General features: G+C 51.2%; 15 protein-coding genes. All 15 read right to left on the bottom strand.

What is annotated here, in order from left to right; all coding sequences use genetic code 11:
* Nucleotides 1–119: 119 nt before the first annotated feature.
* Nucleotides 120–2,168 carry a protease Lon-related BREX system protein BrxL gene (gene brxL / locus MIH18_RS02715; RefSeq protein WP_249013849.1) on the bottom strand — a complete coding sequence of 683 codons (2,049 nt, stop codon included), beginning with the start codon at nucleotides 2,166–2,168 and terminating at the stop codon, nucleotides 120–122.
* A gap of 57 nt (nucleotides 2,169–2,225) precedes the next feature.
* A complete protein-coding gene (gene pglZ, locus MIH18_RS02720; protein WP_249013850.1) occupies nucleotides 2,226–4,847 on the bottom strand; it encodes a BREX-1 system phosphatase PglZ type A in 2,622 nt (873 codons plus the stop codon).
* A 96-nt stretch (nucleotides 4,848–4,943) separates the two neighbouring features.
* A complete protein-coding gene (locus MIH18_RS02725; RefSeq protein WP_249013851.1) occupies nucleotides 4,944–5,840 on the bottom strand; it encodes a hypothetical protein in 897 nt (298 codons plus the stop codon).
* Nucleotides 5,837–6,589: a DUF3944 domain-containing protein gene (locus MIH18_RS02730; protein ID WP_249013852.1), complete on the bottom strand. Its 753-nt coding sequence runs from the start codon at nucleotides 6,587–6,589 to the stop codon at nucleotides 5,837–5,839. Before MIH18_RS02730 ends, MIH18_RS02725 begins: the two co-directional genes overlap by 4 nt.
* 39 nt (nucleotides 6,590–6,628) lie before the next feature.
* Nucleotides 6,629–7,588: a toll/interleukin-1 receptor domain-containing protein gene (locus MIH18_RS02735; protein ID WP_249013853.1), complete on the bottom strand. Its 960-nt coding sequence runs from the start codon at nucleotides 7,586–7,588 to the stop codon at nucleotides 6,629–6,631.
* Between the two features lie 28 nt (nucleotides 7,589–7,616).
* Nucleotides 7,617–7,916: a hypothetical protein gene (locus MIH18_RS02740; protein ID WP_249013854.1), complete on the bottom strand. Its 300-nt coding sequence runs from the start codon at nucleotides 7,914–7,916 to the stop codon at nucleotides 7,617–7,619.
* Between the two features lie 90 nt (nucleotides 7,917–8,006).
* The gene (locus MIH18_RS02745) at nucleotides 8,007–9,749 is read right to left on the bottom strand and encodes a DUF262 domain-containing protein (protein ID WP_249013855.1); all 1,743 of its coding nucleotides are present in this window, start codon (nucleotides 9,747–9,749) and stop codon (nucleotides 8,007–8,009) included.
* Nucleotides 9,750–9,855: 106 nt separating this feature from the next.
* Complete coding sequence (locus tag MIH18_RS02750; RefSeq protein WP_249013856.1) at nucleotides 9,856–10,494, bottom strand: hypothetical protein; 639 nt, start codon at nucleotides 10,492–10,494, stop codon at nucleotides 9,856–9,858.
* Nucleotides 10,494–12,236, bottom strand: coding sequence for a BREX-1 system adenine-specific DNA-methyltransferase PglX (pglX, locus tag MIH18_RS02755; protein WP_249013857.1), 1,743 nt, complete (start codon nucleotides 12,234–12,236; stop codon nucleotides 10,494–10,496). Before pglX (MIH18_RS02755) ends, MIH18_RS02750 begins: the two co-directional genes overlap by 1 nt.
* The gene (locus MIH18_RS02760) at nucleotides 12,236–15,259 is read right to left on the bottom strand and encodes a reverse transcriptase domain-containing protein (protein WP_249013858.1); all 3,024 of its coding nucleotides are present in this window, start codon (nucleotides 15,257–15,259) and stop codon (nucleotides 12,236–12,238) included. The genes pglX (MIH18_RS02755) and MIH18_RS02760 overlap by 1 nt, the downstream gene beginning before the upstream one ends.
* Nucleotides 15,256–17,211, bottom strand: coding sequence for a BREX-1 system adenine-specific DNA-methyltransferase PglX (gene pglX / locus MIH18_RS02765; RefSeq protein ID WP_249013859.1), 1,956 nt, complete (start codon nucleotides 17,209–17,211; stop codon nucleotides 15,256–15,258). Before pglX (MIH18_RS02765) ends, MIH18_RS02760 begins: the two co-directional genes overlap by 4 nt.
* Nucleotides 17,208–18,629 (bottom strand): Fic family protein, encoded by a 1,422-nt coding sequence (locus MIH18_RS02770; protein ID WP_249013860.1) that lies wholly within the window; start codon nucleotides 18,627–18,629, stop codon nucleotides 17,208–17,210. Before MIH18_RS02770 ends, pglX (MIH18_RS02765) begins: the two co-directional genes overlap by 4 nt.
* A gap of 170 nt (nucleotides 18,630–18,799) precedes the next feature.
* Nucleotides 18,800–22,453, bottom strand: a complete 3,654-nt coding sequence (gene brxC, locus MIH18_RS02775; RefSeq protein ID WP_249013861.1) for a BREX system P-loop protein BrxC — start codon at nucleotides 22,451–22,453, stop codon at nucleotides 18,800–18,802.
* 43 nt (nucleotides 22,454–22,496) lie between these two features.
* Nucleotides 22,497–23,072: a DUF1788 domain-containing protein gene (locus tag MIH18_RS02780; protein WP_249013862.1), complete on the bottom strand. Its 576-nt coding sequence runs from the start codon at nucleotides 23,070–23,072 to the stop codon at nucleotides 22,497–22,499.
* Between the two features lie 40 nt (nucleotides 23,073–23,112).
* Nucleotides 23,113–23,739: a DUF1819 family protein gene (locus MIH18_RS02785; protein ID WP_249013863.1), complete on the bottom strand. Its 627-nt coding sequence runs from the start codon at nucleotides 23,737–23,739 to the stop codon at nucleotides 23,113–23,115.
* Between the last annotated feature and the right edge of the window lie 98 nt (nucleotides 23,740–23,837).

Below are 23,837 nucleotides of genomic sequence, written 5' to 3' on the forward strand. Positions count from 1 at the left end.
TACGGCCCGTTAGTGCCTTCGCTCTGCCAAAAACCGACATTTCACGGTTAAAAACAAATACCGCGCTACCTCAAATAGCGTCAGCAAAACCTAGAATTTGCATTTCACCGTCCGCAACATCAATCCACCCCCAACGCCTTAAACACCGCATCCACCGGATCACCATAAAAGCTCGTCTGGAATTTGGTGAACAGCGCTCCAGGAACGGTAGGGATATCCGCTGCACTGGTAATAGGCAAAGCCACGCGCTTGCCGCCGCCATCAAACGTTACCTGCAGGCATTCGGCCAAGCTTTGAACAGGATTAACGCTGCCGCCGAGGCTCATGTCTCCAAGCACGACCAACTGCGACTGTGTCGGTCGCCCCATAATGCCAGACGCAAAGGCAACCATGCTGGGCAACGCCAGAGACTGGATGGGGCCGCCGTTTTGCAGGTCAACGAGGTGCACGTGGAAATCGTGTTCCAGTACGCGGGAGGCGCCGGAGATTCGGGTTATATTGGCCTTAAAAAAATCGAACGCCATTTTCACCTGCTCTCGTAACGGCGGCAGGCTCCATAAACCCGAGGTCGCGAGTTTGCCTGAGCCCTTTGTAACCTGAAGTTCCATTCGATACAGGCTGGGCACGCCCTTAGCGCTAACGCCAACCAGATGCACTACACCCGGCTTGCTGGGGCCTTCGGGAATCAACTTTCCCCCGCCCTGCTCTTTTACCGTCACGAAATGCTCTTCCAGGGTGTCATTGTCGATGTAGCTAAAATGCACATCGTAAAACTCCATGCCACCGATTTTCTTGAGCTGTTCCTTCACCCGCCTGCGAACTTCCAAAGCATATTCCAGGCACTTTTGCACCGCAGCCTTATCAAACTCACCGTGGGGGTACAAAAGTTTCAGCAGCCCTGAAACCGTTTTTCGTACCGCAATAACGTCACGCTGGTTCAGGTTACTGCCCAACTTAAAGTGCTTGTCCAGAGCATCCGCAAAGCTGCGCTTGCGCATCTCCCGGAAAAACTCGGCCAGGTAATCCACAATCAAACCGTAGCGATTGGTGAAAAACTCCGGTCGCATCTTGGGGATTTCCCAGCCAGGAATGTAGGCGTGGAACCGATCAAAGAACGCAGCATCAATCATCTGGTCGGGGAACGGCGCCAGCAAATGGCTGGTTTTCACCAAGGATTCAACGGACTGGCTAATGTTGCCGATAAACACCATGGAAGCATTAGCCTCCATCTGCTCTCGACCACGGGCGAAGGAGCCAGACGCCATAAAATCCTTCATTATCTGGACGCCGTCTTTATCCTTGAAGGAGATTCCCGCCACTTCATCAAAGGCTACCAAATCCCACAGCCCTACCAAGCCAATTTTGCGGCTGCTCATGTTGTAGAACAGGTTGGCAACCGTGGTTTGGCCGCCAGACACCAGAATACTGTTGGGCGAACACTCTTTATAGATGTGGCTCTTGCCAGTTCCCCGAGGGCCCAACTCACAAACGTTGTAGTTGTTCTCAACAAACGGAATCATCCGTGCCAGCAAATGCCACTGCACCATCTCGCTCAGCGCTGCCGGCTCCATGCCAATAGACCGAATCAGCGTTTCCCGCCACTGATCAACCGTCAGCGCAGCCCGGCCAGCGAACAGCTCAGGCATGTTCATATTGGGCATCTGGATGGCTTTCAGAGTACTTACGCCAAACGGTGACCCCTTCTGCCCCTCTTCGTGGTAGTAGCTGAGTGTTGCAATTGCCCAAATACCACCTACCAAAAGTTTCTCGTTTTCCTTAACGATACCGACGCCAATCTCGGCATCTTTGATACCCAGGTTAGAGAATGCCGCTTCGTAGCAATCCTTCTTTTCATTCAAGCGAACCGTTACCCGGTCGATAATTTTAAAACTACCGCGTTCACGGACCAAGGACTTAACCTTTTCAGCTTCATCCGGACGCACATAGTTTTCAGACAACACCTTTTTGACGTTACGCAGGCCCGCTTCAATCACTTCCGCGTCATCCGATGCGCAGTACATGCCCAGTAAATACTCCAACACGTACACAGGCACGTTCGCGCCTTCTTTGATCTGTTTGGTCAGATCCTTGCGCACCACCCGGCCCCCGAAGTGCTCATTAAGTAACTGGTCCAGATCCTTGTCGGCCTGCATGGTCAAATCGTTCATGTATCTCTGCTCTGATGATTCGTGCATCGGGTAGCGGGGTTTACATCGACCGCTGCCTCAAAAAAAGTCGTCGGTAAAAGCCAAGTCAATCACTACACGGTAGCGCTCAATTTCTGTGTTCAGATCTTTGTCCCGCAATATCAGGAAATAATCACGTTTACGGTCAAAGCCCTTGCCTGACAGGGACAATCGAACCTGCTTGACCCGCTCGGCCATCAAATCCGAAGCGCTGTCGAAGGTAACCACCTCTTCGCTAGACACCGTCTCAGAACCTTCATAAATGGCCACGGCGATGGTGACTGGCAGCACCTGGTCGGTCACTGCTTCCGTCTGCATCAAGTCAAAGCGCTGGATGTTGTTGACCATTTTCAAAGTGGGCTTGGGTGAAATCACTTCGGCCTTACGCCGGGATCGGCTCTCTGCCTTCTCACCCCGCAACTGCTTCACTGTCAGCACCGGCACCACAATTTCCTGCGGCATCGCGCCACCATGAACGAATCGTGCACCACCGACAAAGTGGAAGCGGTTCGCGCCCTTGGGAACCCAGAACCGGGTATCTGAAGCCGTACCGGCAGTATTCTTGGTAGAGCCGCACCAGGCGTCTTTGGCCTCGGGTAAATCATGCCCTATAACGTAACGCTTTTTGCTCTTCAACACATTGCTTGGCTTTTCTGCAAGCGAAGTACGATCCGCCGCCTCCAACTTGCTATGTTGGAACAAGAAGCCATGGTCAGCCGTAATCAGAACCGTGGTGGTATTGAAGTGCATCATGATCTTGCGGGTCAGTTCCGTCAGCTCTTCAATAGCGTGCTCCACCGCATTAAAAGTTTCAGATTCGGTCGAGGCACTGTCCCCCCGAGCATCCACCACGTTATGGTAGACGTACACCAACTGCTGATCTTTCAGAGCCTCACGGCCCTGATCCCGACTCCAGGCTTTTACCGTTTCAGCCTGAACAGCCATTCCATTGTAGCTGGCGAGAACCTTGTTTCGATTGTCGCTACCCTTAGTGGATCTGCCGTCCACAAACACGTCATCGCTTACCCCCTCTCGATACTCCAAGGATTGGTGAGGTAACAGGGAGGCCATACCCAGGGTGGTGTAACTCGGCAACACGCCCAACTGGCTGGAAAGCTTTGCCTCGCTATATCGCTTCACATTGATCCGGTCTCGCAACTCCACCGCAGCCTCATACCGGAAGGCATCACTGATGATCACAACCAGGCGTTTATTACGGGCACTGTCGAGCTTGGGCTTCACCTGAGTATCGTAAAAATGATGCTGGTTGGGCACTCCACGAATACTCCAGTGTTCCATCAAACGCTCACTCTCAATCAGGTCGCCCCAGTTACGAGCCAACTGGTCGAGATACCAATAGGCGTAACACTGCTCCACCGCGTCATCCAGTACTTTTAAGATCTCCACGTGAGCCATTCGGGAGGCCGCGCAATAGTGGCGATACTCAGTATCAAACCGATACAGGTCGGACTCATAAGCCGTATACAAGTCCCCCACATTTGTAAAATGGAACCCTTCCGGATGTGCTTGGCGCAATGCAAACAGGTCAATGGCCGCAGAGAGTGCCGAGTAGACAGTGCGAAACTTCCTGCGAACGGCATCATTCTTATGGCGAGAGGCCCAGTATCCATCAAGACGATCAGAAATCACTCTGGCAAACACATTCAGATCTGCCGTCCGCGCCTCTGGAATTGCGTTAACCAGATCAACAATAATCTGGTTCTCGGCGTCCCGGAAGGTGGCAACGTTGGCCAGATCTTCGATAGAGTAATCTGAAATACGTGACTTAATATTCAGGGCTGCGGAAACCCAGTCAGCGATCACATCATACGCGGGGTAGTAGCGGGAGCTATCACGCCAGCGTGACAACAACGCCCTAGACGTCGCTCTGGCATTGGCTGAAGAAATGGCCACAGACCGTACCCAGTCCGGCACATCGGAGATGCTCTCGCAAAAGCCTGTTGCCAGTAACCGAATCAGGAAGTGCCCAAAATTGAACGGAATCTCGCCGCGCAACTCTTCCTCAGAGGCGGGGTAACCCACCTCTTCCTGAAACGCACGGACCAATGGCGGCACCAAGCCGTACTTCTCCAGCTCCGTGATGGACTCCGGAACCTGCTCCAGTCCGCCATCAACCTTCACCAGCTCATCGCCCAGAGTAAACAGAATATTGGCAATGTCCGGCGACTCAGCGCGTGTGACCACTGCGATCATGGCCATATCCAGCGCAACCTCATCAAAATCTGGCTGGATAAAGCGCTTCAAAGCCGCCAAGCGGGCCTTGCTCAGAAACTTTTCACGCCGGGCCAAGTGCGCCCGCAGACTCTGCTGATGAAGTCCCAACTCATTGAAAACAATTGAAATACGGTCGGCGTGGAAGGTGCGGGAATATAACTTCATATCTAGAAGCCAGTCATCCTCGGGCTCCGGCTCTGCGTGTGGAAAATACAGCAGGTACTTACCGTTCTGGTCTTCCAGTTCTAGCTTCAGCTTAACGCTCAGAGTGGACTCGCCAGCCATGTCCATCACCTGAACGTCTGGCAGATTCAGGTTGGACAGTTCATCGCCAAAGCTTTGTTCGGGATCGAACCAAAACACCAGGCGGTGGTTTTCTGAGAAAAAAGCCTGATGAAGCCCTTGGGTGAGCTGTTTCGAATCCATGTACTACCCTTTTTAACCTAAGTTTTATCAAGATCTTCCGCGCGAACTTTATACCTGCCCCGCAATGACGCTGTGTTGCCACCTCTCGCACAGCATTCAGGCCGCCTCCAGCGCCATTCGTCCAGCGGGCAATGTTAAAAGCAGCTTATTCTCAGTCGAGTTTAAGAGCGCTTCAACCTTACGTTCGATACCCTGATATACCCTTGCTCTATCACCGATGGTGCCGCGCACCAGTGCGTTATGCTGCTTATTCATGAAGCTTTTGTAGACAAGCATTGCGGACTCGTAACGATGGGCCCCGTCTAACAGAATTTGCTCTGCCAATCTTGGCTTTCCGACGCGAGCTGTCAGCAGATATTCAGTGTGAATACCCATTGGCATGATCTCCATCATCATGTGCGCAAAATTGACTATCAACTCATAATGTCGCTCAGTAATATCCCGTTGGTTGCCCGCCAGATTGAGTATATTGTCGATGAACGATAGAACGTGGTTTCTTTTCGCCGCCACTTGCGCGAGCAATGGGTAGGCAATTTCTCTGATTTCTCCGGCGAGCGTTCGATCACGAAGAAGAGTACGAGCACATTCGATACTACCGATATAGTCGCTGATCTTGTCCATGTAGTAGATGATATTTTGCGAATGAACGTCCTTGGAGATCTCATCCACGGTTTCCTGGATTTTATCCAGTTTAGCCGCCAAGTATTTAGTCTGGATGATCAGTGCACCAAGAATGATGCATGTCGACGCAGCGGCTGCGATCACCGTAGTCATTTGTGCAGCTTTAATAGCTTCCTCAGCAGATTTATAGGTCACTTCTTTAAATGGCAGGTGCTGAATAACACCAGTATCTCCGCTACCCTTTGCCCAATAGGCTACGCCATCATGAATGACTGCTTTGCCCTCGGTGAGGGCATCGATCAGTGTTTTATTAAGCTTAAATTCGTCAAGAACCCAGATTTTCTCCAGCAGTTCGAAAGCAGCATTGTTCATTCGAAACGATCCTTCTTAATGTATTTTTGTCGCATATAAGCGATTTGAATCGTCGCCGGTACGGTTACACGATAAGCGGTGCCTGAAACGGCCGGAACTGTCAAAGCCACCGCTACGGCGGGCCCTAGAAAAGCAGTGGCACCGCGCTGTGCCACCAGAGATGAAGCTCCTGCAATCGCGGCTCTACTAAAGATTGCAGGCGCAAACACAGCCTTTGCTGCACTGGCGGCCCATGCGTACCAAGCTCCGGCTGCGGCTCCACCGAAAAGCGTTGACGAAGACGCGCTTCTCCAATCGAATTTTCCACCGGTGAAATCACCCAGATTCATCGACTTCAAAGCTGCATCTCTCTCTTCTTCGGACATTTCACCCCAGAGTTTTTTCACAAAGTGTTCAATCAACTTGTCTTCTATCTCCCAAGTCGCGCCTTTTTTGTCAAACTTAACTCCAGATTTTTTACTGGTATCTTTAAGTATTTCTCTGTAAAAAACACCCTTTCGGCGAAACAGGTTAACAATAGTATCACCGCCAAAATGTTGTAACTCTCCCGCAACTAGCTGCCACGACTTTCTCCATTGCTCTGACGAACCATTAAGCGCCATGAAACTTTTGTCAGACAATATTTGAGTTGTTATCCGTTTCTTGCCTTTCTTATCATAAATAAGAAGTTTCGCAAGCTGCTGTATATCCTTCTCAGAGCAATACGCCAGAAAAGCAAGATCCTCATCATGCCTGTTTTTCGTTCCCATACTTAACACCAATTATTTTTCTGATAATTTTAGATGAGGCTATTTCAATGGCCGAATAAACGAATCCCAGAAATGCTCCGCCACCCCGTCATTTGAAAGCAAAGAGTCATTACTTGGGCCATACATTCCCCCCATCATTGAGCGAAAGCCCAGCATTGTGCCGTCATCCTCTAATGTCACCGCATCATTACAACTGTTGTTAGAAATCCCGGATTGGCTATAGCAAATGTCGCCGAAGGCCATGCCGCTACCTGGTCGCCAAATTCCACAGTGGCACACCCGCTCCCCGTTGCAGTAAATGGAAGCCTCAAAACTGTCGGCATCCTTCTGGTGAAAATCTTGCTCCAGCTCTGGGTTTCGGGCGCAGATTTTTTTCAACGAGTTTTCAAAGAAACGTGACAAGAACTGAATACCCTCTCGGCGGGCAATATCTTTGTCCCGATCGCTGAATTCTTTTCGGATTCCTAGGTTACTACTGCGGGGACCGCTACGGGCTGAGGAATGAGCGGAACCCTGAGAGTCAAAGATGGTGTTGGCAGAAGAAGGAGTTTTAGTGGTGGCACCGAGTTCTTTCAGAATTGATTTGATGGCCTGAACAACTTGGTAGAATCCATCTTCTACGTGGGTAAATTTTGTAATCGGATAGCCATCTTCGGGGGTTGCCATCAGCTTTCCAAACGGCAAATCATGCCAATCACAGGTTTTCAAAATGACCGGAACAACACGTGCGTTTCCCTTCGCGTGTCGTTCCAGAGCATGCGCCACTTCGATGTCGTAGCAATAATCTGAGTTAATGAAATCGGGACTGATCAACAAGAGAATGACTTCAGCATCTTCGAAATGCCGGTTTATCTCGCCGTGCAGTTCAGTTCCGGCAGCGATACGCCGATCATGCCAAGTATCAATCAGTCCCAGCCTCTTCAGAGGCATCAGGTGCTTCTCCAACTCATTCCTCAGGTCTTCGTCTACGTGGGAATATGAGAAAACCAGCTTCGCCATAGAACATCCTTTAAAAATTTATCTTCGTTTAAATCAGCGTCCGCAATCGCTGAAGAAACGCGACCAACTTGCCGCTATTGAGGCCTTCCTCACCTAAGCTAAAGTGCTTCCAAAGATCCAGCACTTCACGCTCCTTTTCGTTTGGCCGCCTTGAACTGGCCTGAACCGGTGGGCAAGCCCCCGACGAGACACCGACATTCGTGTCAGAGGTTTGTTCCACACATACCAGATCACCGGCGCGCTGACGACGCTTTATCTGCTCATGAAGCCAGCTATCCGAAAGCCCCTCAAGAGATTGTTCAACTCCTGCCACGGTAACGGCAATCATGATTCCGCCTCCAATGTTTGAACTCAACTCTCCTGAAAAATCTTACGTCAGGCCGACATGCCTTGTCGTATCCGCAGAAGATTTTATCTTCTAGCTGTTCACCACTTGCTGGATTCTGCTCATCAAAAACGCCTTTCTCTGCGCGTAGAAGTCGTCAAACCTCTTGATATCGTCAGGTAACAGATCTATGCCTTGGGAATGCAGGTGACGCAGATGTGCATCAGGGTCTGGCCAGGCGATCTCGTACCACTCTGACGGCATTTTCTGACGTTTCTCGTTGTTGATAGTGCCTTCGAGCAATTGGAGATTCGGCAACCGGTTTGACCACGCCTTGAAGTCCTCTATTTTTTCCTCCGGTACTCCCGCTTTTTTCAGCTTGCTTGTTGAGAACAGGCCTTTGGGATAGATATGGTCCACGTGAAAATGCCGGGAAAAATCAAATCCGGGAAATAGGAGTGAAAGAAGAGCGAAGGTTCTTTTTCCACCGTATTCCAGTTCGGCAAGTTCCTCGATCTCTTCGTCGACAAAGTGAAGGGATTTCCCTCGGGAAGCCATAACCGAACCCAGCTTATCGGCAGGGAACCCTGACTGCCCTTCCTCCTGTAGAACCCTCCGCAAGCCGGTCAGGAGCGTATCCAGACCACTTCCCCAGATCCCCGATGCCTTAAGAAGCGATTTGATCAACCACTGCCTCAGGGACTCACGGTCTTTCGCAAATTCCGATCGGGACAAGTAGCCACCATCGAGTTTCCGCGCATACAAGTAATAGGCTATTGGCAAAATCACACTATCGGCTCGAAGGTTTTGAGAGTTGAAGCCAAAAGTCGCCAGAAGTTCAGTGGCGAGCAGAAGAGCGTTCCGGATATCCGACCAGTTCTCTTCCAGAATAGCCATATTGGCTTTGTTGAAGTTCTCTACTTTGAACCCGACGCTGCCAATGTCTGACAGCATCAGGCCCGCTTTCAGAACGAGATCCTTGCTGTAAGAGAATCCATCGCCAGTCTCATTCATCTCATCAACAAGGGCATGGATCTCTTCACGTGCATCAAGGTTATTCCACTGGGCAACAGCTATAGACAGGAGCAGATCCGAGTACGAGAGAATGGTTCCACCACTATTCATTCGTATGAAAATGTTGAGAACCCGCTCCAGATCCTGGTCCTTCTCCTCGTAGTAAGCGATTTTGTCTTTATCAAAGATTGTGGTGACTAGGTGCCTCAAAACACCTCGGGCGGATTTCAAAACATCTCTGTCGCCTTTCCAGTCATCATTGAGTTCATCGTTAAGATCATCCCTATCTTCTTCAAGAATCCTACCAACACGGAACCAATACGCGTCGTCAGCCCTATCTTTGGACTGCTTGTCTGTAAGGAATTCGAACTGGTACTGACTGCCGGTTTCTTCCTCTGCTTGACCGAGCAGGTTGATGTACAGGCGCTTTAAGGGAAACGCATCTGAACTCGACCACCACTTACCGTGAACCTTCTGACTATAGGATCCGCGCAAGCCAATATTCAGCGCTGTTATGCGCTGCTGACCATCAAGCACAGCAACCAGTTCACGTTCTGGGAGGTTTTTTAACGGCGGACAGTGCGGATTGTCACGCTGGTGATAGTCCGTCACAAAGTCGTAGAACCGGTACTTGCCTCGGTTCTCCGGCAGTATTCGCCAAAATAAAAACACTCCAAAAGGATAGCCTTGAAGCAGACTATCAAACAGATTGCAGATCTGCTCTGGCTTCCAGACAAACTCCCTCTGGATTGCCGGAAGAATCAACTCGTGTTTCTTCACCTGATCCATCAACAATGCGATGGTACCGCCTGCCTGATACATAATTACTCCAATTTTTATCTCTTACTTTAGCTGGCCCTTACCCCTGCGCATTCCATTACTACTATCAAGTGGCGTTTCAAGCTTTTAGGCAAAGAGCGCCGGGCTCCTAAGCCGCTGGCTTCGCACTGATCGCCAGTTCAACGTAATCCCGAATTCTCGATATATCAGTATCTATCTGGGCAAAGATTGCCTCCATCTGCGGCATAGTTTTCTCAACCATCGCGGATTTTCCGCCTAACTCTGCGTAGTAAACGATCATTCTTCCGTGCTCGTCATCAAAGCTATTTTGATGGGCATTGTATCCATCCATAACCGATTGCTTGTAAAAGGGATGTGCGACGCCATACCACGTGTCATATCGTTCAGCTAGCTCGCTCGAAATGTAGAGCTTGTTCGCCTCAATTACTTCTCTGCAACGCGCGAAAAATCCCGCGAACCGCTCCGTAACGTCTTCAAACAAGTCTCCGTGCTCCAATTCGTAGCTTTCATTCTTGTACCGAGTAAATTCGTTCCTCATTTTCGACAGCTCAGTGTAGACATCAACTTTTTTTGAAAATATTTTTTCAAACGTTGGCTGTGAAATAGCGTTTAAGTTTTGACGATCACTAATATCACTCTGTAAGTCAGCGCCCAAAACCGCCAATTTCGAATCAAACCACGCCTGCACTCCGCGCTTGACACTAAAGTGGAGAATTCCTCCCATAACTAATAGCGAAGTGACTAAATATCCCCAAAAATCATCCATCACTTCTGCCCCGTCACAGCCTTAACCTCAGCCAACAAATCCCCAAACCTACCATAATTCACCTTCACCCCATCATCCAGATCCAGGCTGATGCGTTGGTCGGCGTGGTGGCGGAGTTTTTCATCAAATTCGGCGAGTTCGGTCTGTTGTTTGTACAGGGTGGAAATTTCTTTTTCCAGGCGCTTGGTTTCGGCGGTGGAGGTGCTGGCGTCTTTGTCTTGTTCCAGCTTTTCAGCGTAGGCGTTGAGTTTGGCGCTGAGGGGGATAACGTATTCGGTGCGCATGCGCGCCAACGTGCCTTCGTTGTAGCGGTGCAGGTAAACCAGGCACTCGAAAGCTTTGTGTTTGCCGGAGCTGAACAACCAGTAGATAGGGCGCTTCTTGTAGGTGCGCAGGTGGTCTTTGAAGAACTGGGTGCTCAGGTAGCGGCGAATAGTGTCGAGGGCGGATTCGCCACGCTTGGGGTTGATGGCGTGCAGGCAGAGACTTTCTGCGACGAAATCAAGATTTTCCTCGATACCCTCGTCGCCCCACACCACACGGACAAATTCGCAGAAACGGTTGGTGGCGTCGTCAGCGAACCATTCCTGATCGGTGAGCGGCAGGATGGCATCGTCGTCCGGGGCGAATTGCGGTTCCGAAATTTGATGCAGGTAGTCCTGAAGGGTTTCGCCTGGGCTGGCGAGGATCAGGCCGGGCTTGTCCATAGAGTAACGGCCCATAATACAGCCGATTGTGTACGATAAAAACTCCGCTAAGGTGTCGCACTGAAGGATATTCTCCAGCTCCTCTGTGGATCTATCACCCCCATAACGGTAGTGAGGATTACAACTCAGTGTGACTTCTTCTAAGGACACATTAGGAGTTAGCTCATCTTCCAATCCATAGGCACAAATGAAATTTTCATTGTTTTCTTCTTCTAGCCTTTGCACCTCTAAAATAGTCTCTTCCCATCCGGCTCGGAGATTTCGATACTGATGCTCGATCGTCTTCGCTTGATCGTCAGACAGCAGAGGAGAAGACGCGAAATCCCATGAAACTTCATACGCGTCCCAATCCTCGGCTGTAATGTCAATTAACCGATCGGCCTCGGCCCGAACCGGTACAATAGGTAAAAGCGAAATTTGCCCGACTTCGAACCCTATGGTCGGAGCAATGATCGACAAGATGTACAGGGCGACCTTACTGTTAAGGAAAGCGGCCAAAACTTTTAGGTCCTGCTCGCAAAAGACTCCCGGCCCTTTATGGCCGATAATATTTCCTGTTGGCTCGTACCGAAATGCCGTAGATGAGCTTGAAATTAGAGTCCAAGAAAGGCACGGTTCGAAATATCTATCGGGACTACGGATAACTGAGCGAGGCCGAAAAGCCAGCAATTCTTCTCCATCGTTCTCCCAGTTCACTAACCACACTCGATTACCATACCATTTTCTGAACTCGCCCCCTTTTGAATGGGGAAACCACCGTGCATTTAATTGGGCAGACTCCTCGCGCGAGTCACAGGAAAGAGCCATTCTTTTTGCGGAGACTTCAAACCAAAGACGAAGAAATCTGTCATTGTCTGCTGTAGCAAGACCCTGCTTAACATGGGCCAAATCGGACAGTTTTGGGTACTTTCCAAAAACCGTACGAAGGATTGGGTTTGCCCAATAGGCCACCGGCCCACCGGGAATCTTCATGAAATCCGCGGCAGAGGCTCGGTAAAAATACTTCACCATGTCCTTTGTTTTTTCCTGGCTCATTACGCTCCCCCTTTAGGCAATATTTTTCTGTCGGACGCCATATCCTCTGCAAAACCATCTGGCACGGGCTTGAAGCCTTCACTTGGTGAGCGGTGGCTGGACTGGAACTGGCGGAGGGCCAGGATGTCGATTTCACCTGTAATGCAGTAATCATGGTTGCCGCCTTTCACGCGCAGCAGGTCGCGCTTCCAGCGGTCTTTATAGGGCGCACGTATACGGCTGTCGCCGTAGGTGCGGTTGTTGCATTGGATGATATAGGCATGGATATCCAGCGCTGCGGATTCCACAAGTGCATTAAATGTGTCGGTATCGCTGTTCCATTCAGGCACGAAGAGCGCGTCCACTTTGCCTCTCAGATCTCCACGGTAGCGGATATTGGTCAGCTCACTACATACCATCAGGGCAAAGCGGAAGCTGCCGTGCTTGATGATGGGTGGTTTACCCCACGGCACAGCCGGAACCATTTCAACTCCTGCCAGACGGCGTAGTTCGACTTCTTCATGGGGCGCCGGAATCAGTTTGTCCTGTCGGTAAACCATAAGTGACGGAAAACCCAAGCCATCATGGGTTAAAGATGCCCAGACCTGGTTTCTGACCTTTTTCTTCCTTGAGTGGAGATATTCGACTCCAGTGATCAACGAAATACCCCGGCCTTTGAGCTTATCGGCAATGCGCATGAACCACCGTGTCGGTAGGGCTAGTTCGGGCAATACCAGGTAGCCTGCACCATCTGGCCGCGAGATTAGCTCGTTGATCAGGCGGTTAAGGCGTTGATACCGACGTCGGCTATCCGGGTCTGCCTTGCCCATAACCGCCGCAATGAAGCTTTTGTCACTCGTTTTCCAGCTTGCAACGGCAACGGTTTGTTTGGGGGCTGGCTCCCCATCCGGAATCTGCAGCACGCGCCCCTTCTTGCCCCAGGTCGGCATCTTCTGCTCTTTCGGTGAGAAGCCTCGCAGTGCGAGAACAACCTTAGCTAGTGCATCCTGATTTTCCTGCTTAAAAGGCCCCTTGGCGACCAGGTAAAGCTCTTGAAGACTGAACGGACGGGTGGCGAAGTAGAGCCCCACAGGGATATTCTTTTGCAAGCCGATCCACTTCGAGAGAATCTTAATGCCCGGACCAACCTTAACTGGCAAAACCTTATTCACCGATGATTCGATCAAGTGTTTTCTAGCGGGAATCCCTCTACGGCTGACCATTTCTTTTGGCAGACCGATAAAGCGTAGTGGGATGTGCGCAAGGTCGTGGCTAAAGAGCTGAAGGTGATACACCTCCAGCTCTTTAATTGGTTGGGGATACATGCTGTGCATCCCTCCGGCCTGCCATAATGCCTCGGTGATTCTGAGCCAGTGTGAGCTGACGTGCAGATCCCACTCACGGACCGTGGAGGCCCCCAATCGCGGGGGCAATGCCGCGATGATGTTTTCTGTAATAGACTCATTTAGGGCCGACTGCCAACAAGCTAGGATCTCGTCGCTATCTAACTCAGCGTCCGAACTCATTGATTTGATGCCTGGCTGGCAGTCTTCGGCGACCGTTTCCATCAACTTTCGCAGGCTTTTCAGAATATCGCCGAGTATCTTGAAATCCTTGCACGCTACGGCCATTCGAATGATGCGCGACAAGTATTGCGCCAGCTCGAAGAAGGTAACGGGTGTAATCAAGTGATCAATAACGGCTGAAAAGAAGGCGTGACGCTGAGCCCTCCAGGCACTCTGCGGGAGATCCCGCTCGTAGGCTTCGTAATCTCTCAGGTTCAGGGCGAAACCAGCCCTGTGCAAGGTCAGTGCATCGGTCTTCCGCAGGTTGTCGGCTTGCTCCCCATCATGATTCGTAGCTTTCAAGAGATCCGTAGCAATCGTGTCAGGGTCTTCTGGCAGATTTGGCAATGATCGCCACTCACTGGTCCGCTGGTTGACCTGCTCTGAAATGGCATTGACTAATGCTTTGCCTGGTCCACCTGACAAAACGAACAGTTTGTTCTTGCTGTTCTCGAACGCTACGCGACTGTTCTTGAGGTAGGGCGGCTGAAAGAGAATGCTCTTGTCTTCTCTCTCCCTACCTTTGTCCCACTCCAGAATGTCGGCCCCACCGTCTCGACTAAAGATCCATTCCCAGAATTGATCCGTGGTTTTGATATCACTGGCGTTTTCCATCACCAACAGAATGTCGTCCACGTATCGCCCGTAGTAAAGCGGAACTACCTGCTTCTCGATAAACTGATCAAGGCGGATCAACGCGGCATTGGCAACAACGGCTGAAGCTGGTAGCCCCACGGGCAAGCCGGTTTTCAGGGGTGTTTCCTTTGCCCAGGCAATCAGTGCGTTGATAAAGAGTTTGTTCAGCTTTATTTGGGCCTGATCCAACTCAACGCCCGCAAGCTCATGAAAGTCGTCGTCGAGCATAAAGCCTGGGTCGAGCCGATGATAAAAGCTGCTGACATCCGCTGTGAGTGCCAGAATCTTTTTCTTCTCATCCAGCGCTGTGCGCATGGTCTTAATGGCACCGTCCCGCCAATCACGAAACGGCTTCAGGTAAGGTTTAAAGGAGCCAAGCGAAAGCCCATTTACTTCGTTATCGATTGTTCTGCGTAGCCGGCCACCATATACGTTGCTACTAAGCTGCTCATCGAAGAGGTGGCCGACTTTTAGCATCCAGAGCGCGGAGAGCACATGGAAATCCATGCTGCATTTCGCCATGAGTCGAAACTCGGCAGTGGGCTTGTCTTCAGTTTTAGTGATACAGGTCCACTCCTCCTCTGGCGAGGCATGGATTAGACCAGCATCTTTGTCTTTTCGACACTTGATGGCTTTGGGCGCGAGCGTCCAGGTGCCGAGAAAGCCGGGGTCTTTCACCCAAGCGGTAGACCTGCCGTTGATCTTCTTTTGCAGGCGTTGAAGATTGTCCTCCAGATTTTCCTCATAGTCGGCAATTGCAAACAATGAAGGGGTGGTGGAGTAGTAGAGGTCTACCTTGGCTTTGCGAAAAGCCGTGCCGAGGTCTGAAAGCGTATGACTCATTCGGCCATCTCATTTTGTTTGGCCGCCTTCAGATTTCTCTCGTTCAGCGGTGGGAACTGAGCGGGCCGCCCATCGTCCCCAATATTCTCATATTCGACAAAGCAGTAGGCTCCGCGAGTCAATGAGCTCCCGGCCTTCTTACAAACGGTTGCAGCGGTTCCAAACGCTATACCCATGACCATATTGGCCATGTGCACCATGCACTCAATTGATGAATCCTTCAGAATCTTTAGTCGCAAGCTCTCATAGGAAGACAGGAACATCCAGCTTTGCATAGTAACCATTGCGTTGAAACCAAATGGTCGAAGTAGTTCAAAGCCGCGTTCAATGAATATGGCAAACAAATCCGACTTTGCATGGGGGTATGAATTCTTCGCGAAGTCCTTTAAGCGAGCGTTCATACCTTTGCTGCCCATGTACGGCGGGTTGGCAATGACTGAATCGTATCTCTGCGCCAAAATCCACGCCTGTCTCACATAAGGCAATAAAGTTTCCGCCGCTGGCTTCTGCATTACGTCACCCGTGCGGGCCAACTGTTCCAGTTCTTCAACCAGCGCTTGCAACGGCGCTGCGTCTTCCTCGGGTACTTCGATGAGGGAGCCAAAGGTTTTCGCTTCCTCAAACCGCTCCAGCGTACGTTGCAAAAGTTGGTAGCGCTCATCAGCACTCGCACTGCTTAAATCCGTTTGCTCGCTTTCAAACAAACTCTGGGAGCTACCCTGCTGCCAGTCGCCACTCAGATTTAGATCCTGCCAGAGTTGAGGCAGGTTAAGGTGGCCGGTTTCTTTGAGAGAGAGCACGTTGAGGGTGACTTCGCCTTCGGCTATGCGGCTAAACAACCTGCGGTCATCTTCCCTTGCCAGCATCATCAGTGCGAAGCCGGCCAACTGCCCTGCCCGGTCGTCGATGTCCAGGCCAAACAGGTTGTGCTTCAGGATCTGCTGCGGGATGTCCCGGCTGCGGTAGCCGCGTTCTTCGTAGATGGCTTTGAGTACCTTGTACGCTTCCACCAATATGTGGCCAGAGCCGCAGGCGGGATCGAGCACTTTGATGCTTTCCGGGTCTATGACGTCTGGCACGGTGTCGGCCAGCTGGGCTTGTACTTCCGGGGGTTGTTCGCCGGGTTCGATGAAGTACGGCATCTGGCTGCGCAGGGGGCTGTCCGGGTAGGTTTGCAGCCACTGGCGGCCTACGGAGTTTTGTACCAGGTACTGCACTATCCAGTTGGGGGTGAACAGTTGGGTGGCGGCGGGGATGTCTTCGCTTTTGACGACTTTGCCCATCACCTGGTCTTTCTTTTCGGAGATATAGAACTGGTAGAGCCAGCCGATGATCTCTACGTCCTGCCAGTTGTCTTCCGGGATCGCTCTGATCAGTTCACGGATGAGGGAGTCGGTTTTGGTGAGGTTGTCTGGCAGCAGCAGTTCGGTGGCATCGTCTACGGCTTCAAACAGGAACGGCATGGCGTCGTGTAGGGCGCGGCACTGAGCTAGCAGCAGCTCGCGGTAGAGCTCTTCGTCTTTGTTTCCGTCCAGTTTCAGTTCGGTGACTGTTTCCGGGCTCAGCCCCGGCAGGGTGATGTCCAGGCAGTCGTCAAGGATTTGCGGGGTGCCGGCTTCGCCATCTGCTGAACTGAGTACACGACGGCCGTGATCCAGGTAACCGTGCACTTCCATGTAGCGAATGGCGCACAGGCGGTTGAACCAGCTGTAGGCGGCCTGTTCCATGGCCTGGCCAAAGCCCATTTGCTCTACCACACGCTCTAGCGCTCTGCGAGGCTGAAAAACAACTTTTGGAAACGCCTGTTCACCAATCAACGTCACATCGCCCCGCTGCTCTATGGGCTTTATGCCATTGGCGGTAACGCCATAACGGGCAGCTTGCTTGGTAACCGCAGCAATAAAGACGTTGCGCGCTTTTGGCGCGTATTTTTTGATGTTGGCGGTGTTCATTTTACAAATCCTTGATAGGCGGCTTCCAACGCGTCAAAAACACTGTCGGGTACTTTGTACTGGTACTGCTTCCGACGATGTTTCGAAATCTTCCCATTCTGGTCCAAACAAAACATTACCAGCCGCGAGAGGTCGACGTTCGACACGTCAAATTCCTGATCTATTCGGCGGTAAAGCTCGTCATAACGGGCTAAAAAGACTGTTTCTTGTTTCAGGTGGTGCTCTATGGCCTGTTCGGTCGCCTTGGCCATAAACTCGACGCAGCGGGTGCCGTCCCAATACCGGTAAATACTCTCATCACCTTTAAACTCAAACACGAACTGATTGACGTCGATAAACGTGACGTCCCAAAACCGGCGCGCGGACTCGGAAAAGTCCTGCAACACAGACAGGTAATCGGCTTCGTTTTGGCGCATTACAATTGAAACTGGCAATACCAGTCCGTTTTGCAAGGCACCTCTTTGGCACAACACCTGATGAAACAGGAACCGCGACAGGCGGCCATTGCCATCCATAAACGGGTGTATAAATACAAAACCAAAGGCGATGATGCTGGCGAGCACCAACGGATCCACGTCTTCAGGAGGGTGATTGGCCAATGCCATCAGATCGTCCATCAGTGCCCTGCTAAACTCTGCTGTTGGCGGCACGTAGGTGACCCCCAAAGCGCCCCTTAGTCCGTCACTGAGGTAGTTTTGCTCGATGCGAAATGAGGCGGCTTTAGAGAAAACATTGCTGATTACGGCGTTTTGCAGGGCAACCAAGTAATCTTCATCAAGATCTCGGGGACTGTGAGCTTGTTTAAGGAGCTCAACGAACCGGGTAGCCTTGTTATCATTCGGGGATTCGTTTTCGATGGCGTAAGAATCTTTGGTTTCGTGCAGATAGGCCCAGGCCAGCGTTCGGTTGAGTATGTCTTTGGGTAATGAATCGGTGAACTCCACGGCTTTTTGCAGCAAATTTTTACCAAGCAGTGTCTCTAACGAATCGGTACGCCGCACGGTAACACAGTAATCCAGCGTACCCAGGCCATTGAAGGTGACGCGCCAGCGCGGATGTTTCACGCCCCTCCCGGTGATGTACTGTTTAGGATTAAAGAGCGGAATATAGGCTTGTTTGATCGCCGCAGTGCCGCGTTGTACGACCTGGCCAGTGAAGTGTTCCCACAAGAAACAGGCCTTGCGCAGATACTGGCTATTTGGCGATGCGTCGAACGCGCTGCGAATTTCTGGTTCGGATATTTTGGGCAGCACCGGTGCAAGAACCTGAAGGTTGACACCCTCATGTTTGAGCGCAAACAGGACGTGCCCCAGCAGGTCACTGTTCTCAAGGGCAAGCTTGGCCGGCACCGCGATCGTGTTGCCGATGATTTCCTTACGGGTAACCGATCGCACTTCTGCTACCATTGCAGGTTGCATAGCTGGGATGCCAGCATGGTGGATAATATGTGCGTAGCCAATGTACTGCATGTTTATTCTTGCCCGCCCCGTAAGCCCACTTTTTTTACACTCAACACACTTTTTTTACACTTAACCCTTAATCTACTATTTTTTTTACACAAAAAGCCATAGTAAACCAACGGACTTCCTTACTTCAGGCGCACTCGGCCGCCTTCTTTGATGGCTTTTTGCAGCTCTTCCTTTAAGGCAGCGACAAACTTATCGACGTCTTCCTGCTTTTCCAGGTAGACACCACTGGCGAGTTTGCTGAACACTTTTGCTGCACTCACATCCACCACAGGCTTGGGCATAGCCACGGGTGCGGGCTTGGGTGATGAATCTGGTGATGGCTTGTGAGTGTAGGTTCCAGCACCGTCTTGTGCATCTCTTTGGGCTTTCGCTTGCTTTTCAGCCTCGACATGCGCCGCTTGCTCCAGGTTGAACAGACTATCGTCCAGTTTTTCTTGAGCTGTCTGGGTTTGCAGCATATAGATCGTGGCGATGCTGGTTTCGCCGGTCAGGTCTTCTTTTATTAGCTGCAGCGGTCGCAACAGGCGATTGCTCAAATCCGCAGTGACAATTCCGCTTTTAATGATCTCAGCCTGAAGCTGTTGTATTTTTTCTTCTACCCGCGCCAATGCGTGTTCGCGTTTTTCCCTCACAATGGCGGTGTTCACCGCCTCAACCGTTTCCACCAGGCTGACGACTTTATGCAGCAGGCCGTATGGCGATTCTGCCTTATCGATGTGCTTCAGCTCCGCTAGGGCTTTGCTGGCTGAGTCGTTTTTCTGCAGAGCCTGCTGATTTTTTTCAAAGTGGTTAAGCGCCCTTTGTAATTGCTGCCAACTGTGAAGTTGATTGCTGAAAAATTCGTGGATGTCGCGGTAATCTTCTTCCAGTTCCAGGTAATCATTTTTATTGTCGATGACGGTTTTGAAAAAATCGAAGCTCTCACGATTGGCCATCAGGCGCTCCAGCCTGAGGATGGAGCCTTCAATCACCTGTTTACCGGGGAACCGGCCCACATCGGTTTTGCTTTTGTAGCTGCGCAGGTTGGTCAGCCACTGATTAAAATGGCTGCAATAAAACTCGAACAGTTCTTTTTCCGTGTCGGGCCCCAAGGCATTGAACAAGTCGCGGGACAAGTTGCGAGTTTTCTTGAGAATCGCGTCGTCTGTCTGGCGCTTTTTTTGAACCGAAATCTCCCGACGCCGACGGCTGTTGTTCAGGTACTCGAACACGTCGTTCAGCGGTTTGGAGGGGCCACCGGTATGAAATGAAATCCGACCCGTCGCAGCCAGGCGGCCTAGAATCAGCAAAATTTCCCCATCTGGCCAGCCGTATGGGCGGGCTGCAAATCGATCAATAATATCGCTCACCAGCAAACGTTCATCGCCGTCCGTACGGAGCATGATAAATTGTTCCACTTCCTTCACGGCCTGGGGATTACCTTCTTCCCCATCCAATGCCATACCCATCTGGCCAATGTCATCGACGGTGAGCACAGCGCTCAATTCGCGCAACGGGTCTTGCTGAAGCACTTTCAGAAAGCCGAGTTTGGTGTAGGTATTTTCTAATACGTACTCGCAGGTGTCATCGAAACGCACGGCGAGGCTGCTGGTCGATAACTGCAAGTGCTGGCCCAAGGAATAGCACTCGGCGCGTAACAGCATGTCTTCCATGGTGTGGCGCAGGCGCTTTCGCCGCTCCTGATTCTCGCGGCCACGGTCTGCCAGGATACGGCTAAGGTCGGTGTTGTTGCCGTCGTCGTTGAGGCGAATGAACTTGTTGGTTTTGAGCCAGATTCGCAGCTCCTGAAAGAAGATTTTGTCGTCTGGCAGTTTGATAACGGCCTGGCCCGCTGCGCCATCAGTAGATTTGTTGATGCAGCCTGCTTCGCTGTATTGGGCGTAATCCAGATCCAGCGGGGAAACAATCTCGACTCTTAAATCCGATTCGTAGCGGCCATCCAGCGTGTGGCCGTCTAGGTAGCGGCCAATGCTGTAGTCCGTCTTGTTAACATGGTAGCGATATTTATTTTTGTCTTTTAGCAGGTCTTTGTAGATCAAGCTGGCCAGCTCTTTGTTTTCATCCGAACTGGCAATGTCTGTTGCTTTGATCTTACGGGTAATGTCACGCTCTTCGTTGGTCAGAAAAACGAACTCGTCACCGTTACGGGTGATCAGGCTTTCTTTCTCCAGCCGTTGAAGCGTTTCTTCGATGCGTCGGCGAAGCGCCAGTTTGTCTTCGTCAATTTTCTCAATGGACAGGGTGACCAGGTTGTCCGACGTGCCCTTGATAAGTTCCACGTAGCGAATCATGAACAGGGTGCGAAGAATTTGAACGTCAAACGTGTCTAGGCTGGAGTTTTCACTGGCTTGGTCAATCGTGCGCTTTACCGCTGTGTCCAGAAACCCTTCCACTGACCGATAAAAGGCATACATGGGCACCAAGGCGCCGATGTCTTTGTCCGCCAGGCTCATCGCTGCCATCTGGAAGGCATCCAACATGGAGCGTTCACCATAGGCCAGGTGAGCGCCGGTCGCACCGATTTTTCGAATTTCTTCAAAGACTTTTTGCACCAGCTGAAAATGGTAGGGCGCGAATGGATAGTTGGCGACAAAACTTTCCGCGCCATCGAAGTTTTTCAGGGTTGGACCGGAGCGATCAAAGGTGATTTGGTTACGCAGGATGTCGCCACTTTTTTCCCAAGCGGCACGAAGCTCAGTTTCTGCTTCTGGCGTTTTGCGCAGCAACCGCTTCTGAATGACTTCGTCGGTGTTCGAGCTGGACAACGATAATCGGGTTTTAAAACGGCCTGCAATTTTGGAAAAATCGTTGGCTTTGGACGAGCTAAGATCGCCAAGCACAGCCTCCATATCGGCCTGCGAGGTCACCACAATCCATGCTCGACCGTCACAAATGGTGCCCAGGTTTTCGGTGATGGTCTGCAAGGTGAGCATCAATTTGGTGTCGGAACCAATGAACTGCCCTACTTCGTCGACCATAAACACCATTCGGTGCTCAGCGCCGCGAGCATCCAGATACTCTTTCACCCAGCGGCAGAAATTCTCAACGGACACTGAAAAGGTTTCTTCTGATTCTTCAAACCATTTATGAGCGGCTTCGGCAGACAGGTTCAACGCTTTGGCAATGGCGGATTCAATATCGTCCTGATAGAACGGGTAACCGTCGCGTTCGGCTTCCCAGTCCACTCCCGCAGATTCTGCAAAGGCCTCTTTAAAGCCTTGGTAGGCGCCTTTTTGTTCAAGGTGCCGCTCCATGTGTGCAATATGAGGATGGTCACCGCTGAAGCCCTGATGTTCGTTAAACACCCGCAGAAAAACGCTCAGGATCGGGTTACCGCCATCGTTAGAGCCGGACTTAGAGTCGATGTTAAATAGAATGACGTCCGCGGGTGTCGTCGCAGCCTTTTGTACGTCTGCACGAATCATCGCGTCGCGAAGTTTTTGTTCGTCAAAAAACTCGACCGCGTTTTTTGTGGCGCCTTGTTCGTCGTGAGCTGCTTTATTTTCCAGCAGATAAGACAAGACTTTCAGAAAATGCGATTTGCCCGAGCCAAAAAATCCGGAGATCCAAATACCCACTCGATTAGAAATAGACGGGTCTTGCAGACTGGTGCCGTAGCTTTCGAAGAACGCGCGAAAGTGCTTTTCCAGTTCGTTGGTGACGACGTACTCTTCAAGCTCTTGCCACACGGTAGCGTCGTCCGCCTGGTCGGCTTTGACCACGCCGTTGATGGAACGATCCAGGGGCTTAAAAAAGAGGTCTTTAATGAACATTGCGGGTCATCCTTGTAAGCGTATCGGGCACGCTGATTCAGCGTTAGGGCACCAACGAAAAGGCTCGATAATAATTATTGCTGGGTATCCGGTTGAACAATGTCAAACTTTGGCCGTTGTATTCCCCCGGGTAAAAAAGCACAACGGGCTTGTGGCCCAGCAGCGCGTGCAGTTTGTTTAGCAGGTTGTGCGCACGCAGCACTGGCCATACGGAGCCAACCCCATGGATCAAAATGATGTCGCGTTCAGCGGCATTTGTCCGTTGCATTATGTAAGGGGCAAACTTGTCCATATGCATTGGTCCAGCGAGCGCTTTCAGCAGCGCCTGGCCGCCTTTCTGCTGCTGCATCTGACAAGCTTTGTCCAAGAATTTTCGCTCGGCCAAATAGTCGCGCATTATTTCCAGCAGGTTGATGCTCGCCACGTTCAGGTGATTGTGCTTTTTTTGCAGGAAACCGGTCAGGAAGCCTAGGTACTCCCGCACTTTGAGTTCTTCTTCGGGGGCGTAGTCGAATATCCAAAAGCCAATTTCATTGCCCAATCCCTGGCCTTGCAAGAATTCCGGGGTGAGAATTTTTTCCGGAATCTGATTCAGTCGATCCTGTAACGGCTGTTTCATGCCTCTCGCTCCATCGTATTATTTTGTCACTGCGCCTTTATTAACCTGGGTTCGCGCTAGAGACATTCAGGCATGCCCGGATTCGGTCACGGTGGCTGCTATTCAGCAGGCTGCTTACCTCTGGCCTGACCACGATATGTTGGAGTTTGAGCGTACGGGTGCTTTGTAGCAGGCCCACTTCCGCCAACATTCGAAAAACCACCTGACCGATTTTCTTTTTCGATATTTCCGCTAGGTCAGCTATGGACGGATCCCTAAAGGCGCGGTCCTCCAGAAAATCAAGCCATTGATAGCGAGCCAGCGCCCCTGCTCGCAGCACAAAGGCATCCCTGACAACCGTTTCCATAAACTCCACGAGCAGCAAGTTGCGATCCAGCGCCGCGACGAAGGCTATTTGTGTTGCCAGTTCGTCGTCACCGTCACGCAACGCGTACCAGAATGGCGGGGCCAAACGATTCAAGCGTTTACGGAGCACCCTGGCCAGTCGTTTTGCTGTCGCCGGGCTGCGCTTTTGCAGACGGTTGTCCACATGCACAGCCTGGTGCCATTCGCTGTCCGTTACGTTGTTGAGCAGCAATTCAACAATGACACGGGACTCCCTGACTAGCAAAGAGCCACCGGATAGGTCGCTGTTATAGCGGAATTCTTGCATTGGGAAATTGATCATCCGTAGCGATTCGCGAATCGCAGTATGTTACACGAGTTTTAGAGTCACTGGGACAATCCACTTCACCAAGAATTCATGACTTTTTTAGTGGTGCTAAG

Origin of the sequence: Marinobacter sp. M3C (assembly GCF_023311895.1) — a bacterium.
Classification (GTDB): Bacteria; Pseudomonadota; Gammaproteobacteria; order Pseudomonadales; family Oleiphilaceae; genus Marinobacter.

Coding starts and splice junctions, on each gene's coding strand:
- MIH18_RS02725 (WP_249013851.1), bottom strand. CDS start 5,840: ATGAACAATGCTGCTTTCGAACTGCTGGAGAAAATCTGGGTTCTTGAC.
- pglX (WP_249013859.1), bottom strand. CDS start 17,211: ATGAACACCGCCAACATCAAAAAATACGCGCCAAAAGCGCGCAACGTC.
- MIH18_RS02730 (WP_249013852.1), bottom strand. CDS start 6,589: ATGGGAACGAAAAACAGGCATGATGAGGATCTTGCTTTTCTGGCGTAT.
- MIH18_RS02745 (WP_249013855.1), bottom strand. CDS start 9,749: ATGTATCAGGCAGGCGGTACCATCGCATTGTTGATGGATCAGGTGAAG.
- brxC (WP_249013861.1), bottom strand. CDS start 22,453: ATGTTCATTAAAGACCTCTTTTTTAAGCCCCTGGATCGTTCCATCAAC.
- MIH18_RS02785 (WP_249013863.1), bottom strand. CDS start 23,739: ATGATCAATTTCCCAATGCAAGAATTCCGCTATAACAGCGACCTATCC.
- MIH18_RS02760 (WP_249013858.1), bottom strand. CDS start 15,259: ATGAGTCATACGCTTTCAGACCTCGGCACGGCTTTTCGCAAAGCCAAG.
- pglZ (WP_249013850.1), bottom strand. CDS start 4,847: ATGGATTCGAAACAGCTCACCCAAGGGCTTCATCAGGCTTTTTTCTCA.
- MIH18_RS02735 (WP_249013853.1), bottom strand. CDS start 7,588: ATGGCGAAGCTGGTTTTCTCATATTCCCACGTAGACGAAGACCTGAGG.
- MIH18_RS02770 (WP_249013860.1), bottom strand. CDS start 18,629: ATGCAACCTGCAATGGTAGCAGAAGTGCGATCGGTTACCCGTAAGGAA.
- MIH18_RS02780 (WP_249013862.1), bottom strand. CDS start 23,072: ATGAAACAGCCGTTACAGGATCGACTGAATCAGATTCCGGAAAAAATT.
- MIH18_RS02740 (WP_249013854.1), bottom strand. CDS start 7,916: ATGATTGCCGTTACCGTGGCAGGAGTTGAACAATCTCTTGAGGGGCTT.
- brxL (WP_249013849.1), bottom strand. CDS start 2,168: ATGAACGATTTGACCATGCAGGCCGACAAGGATCTGGACCAGTTACTT.
- pglX (WP_249013857.1), bottom strand. CDS start 12,236: ATGAGCCAGGAAAAAACAAAGGACATGGTGAAGTATTTTTACCGAGCC.
- MIH18_RS02750 (WP_249013856.1), bottom strand. CDS start 10,494: ATGGATGATTTTTGGGGATATTTAGTCACTTCGCTATTAGTTATGGGA.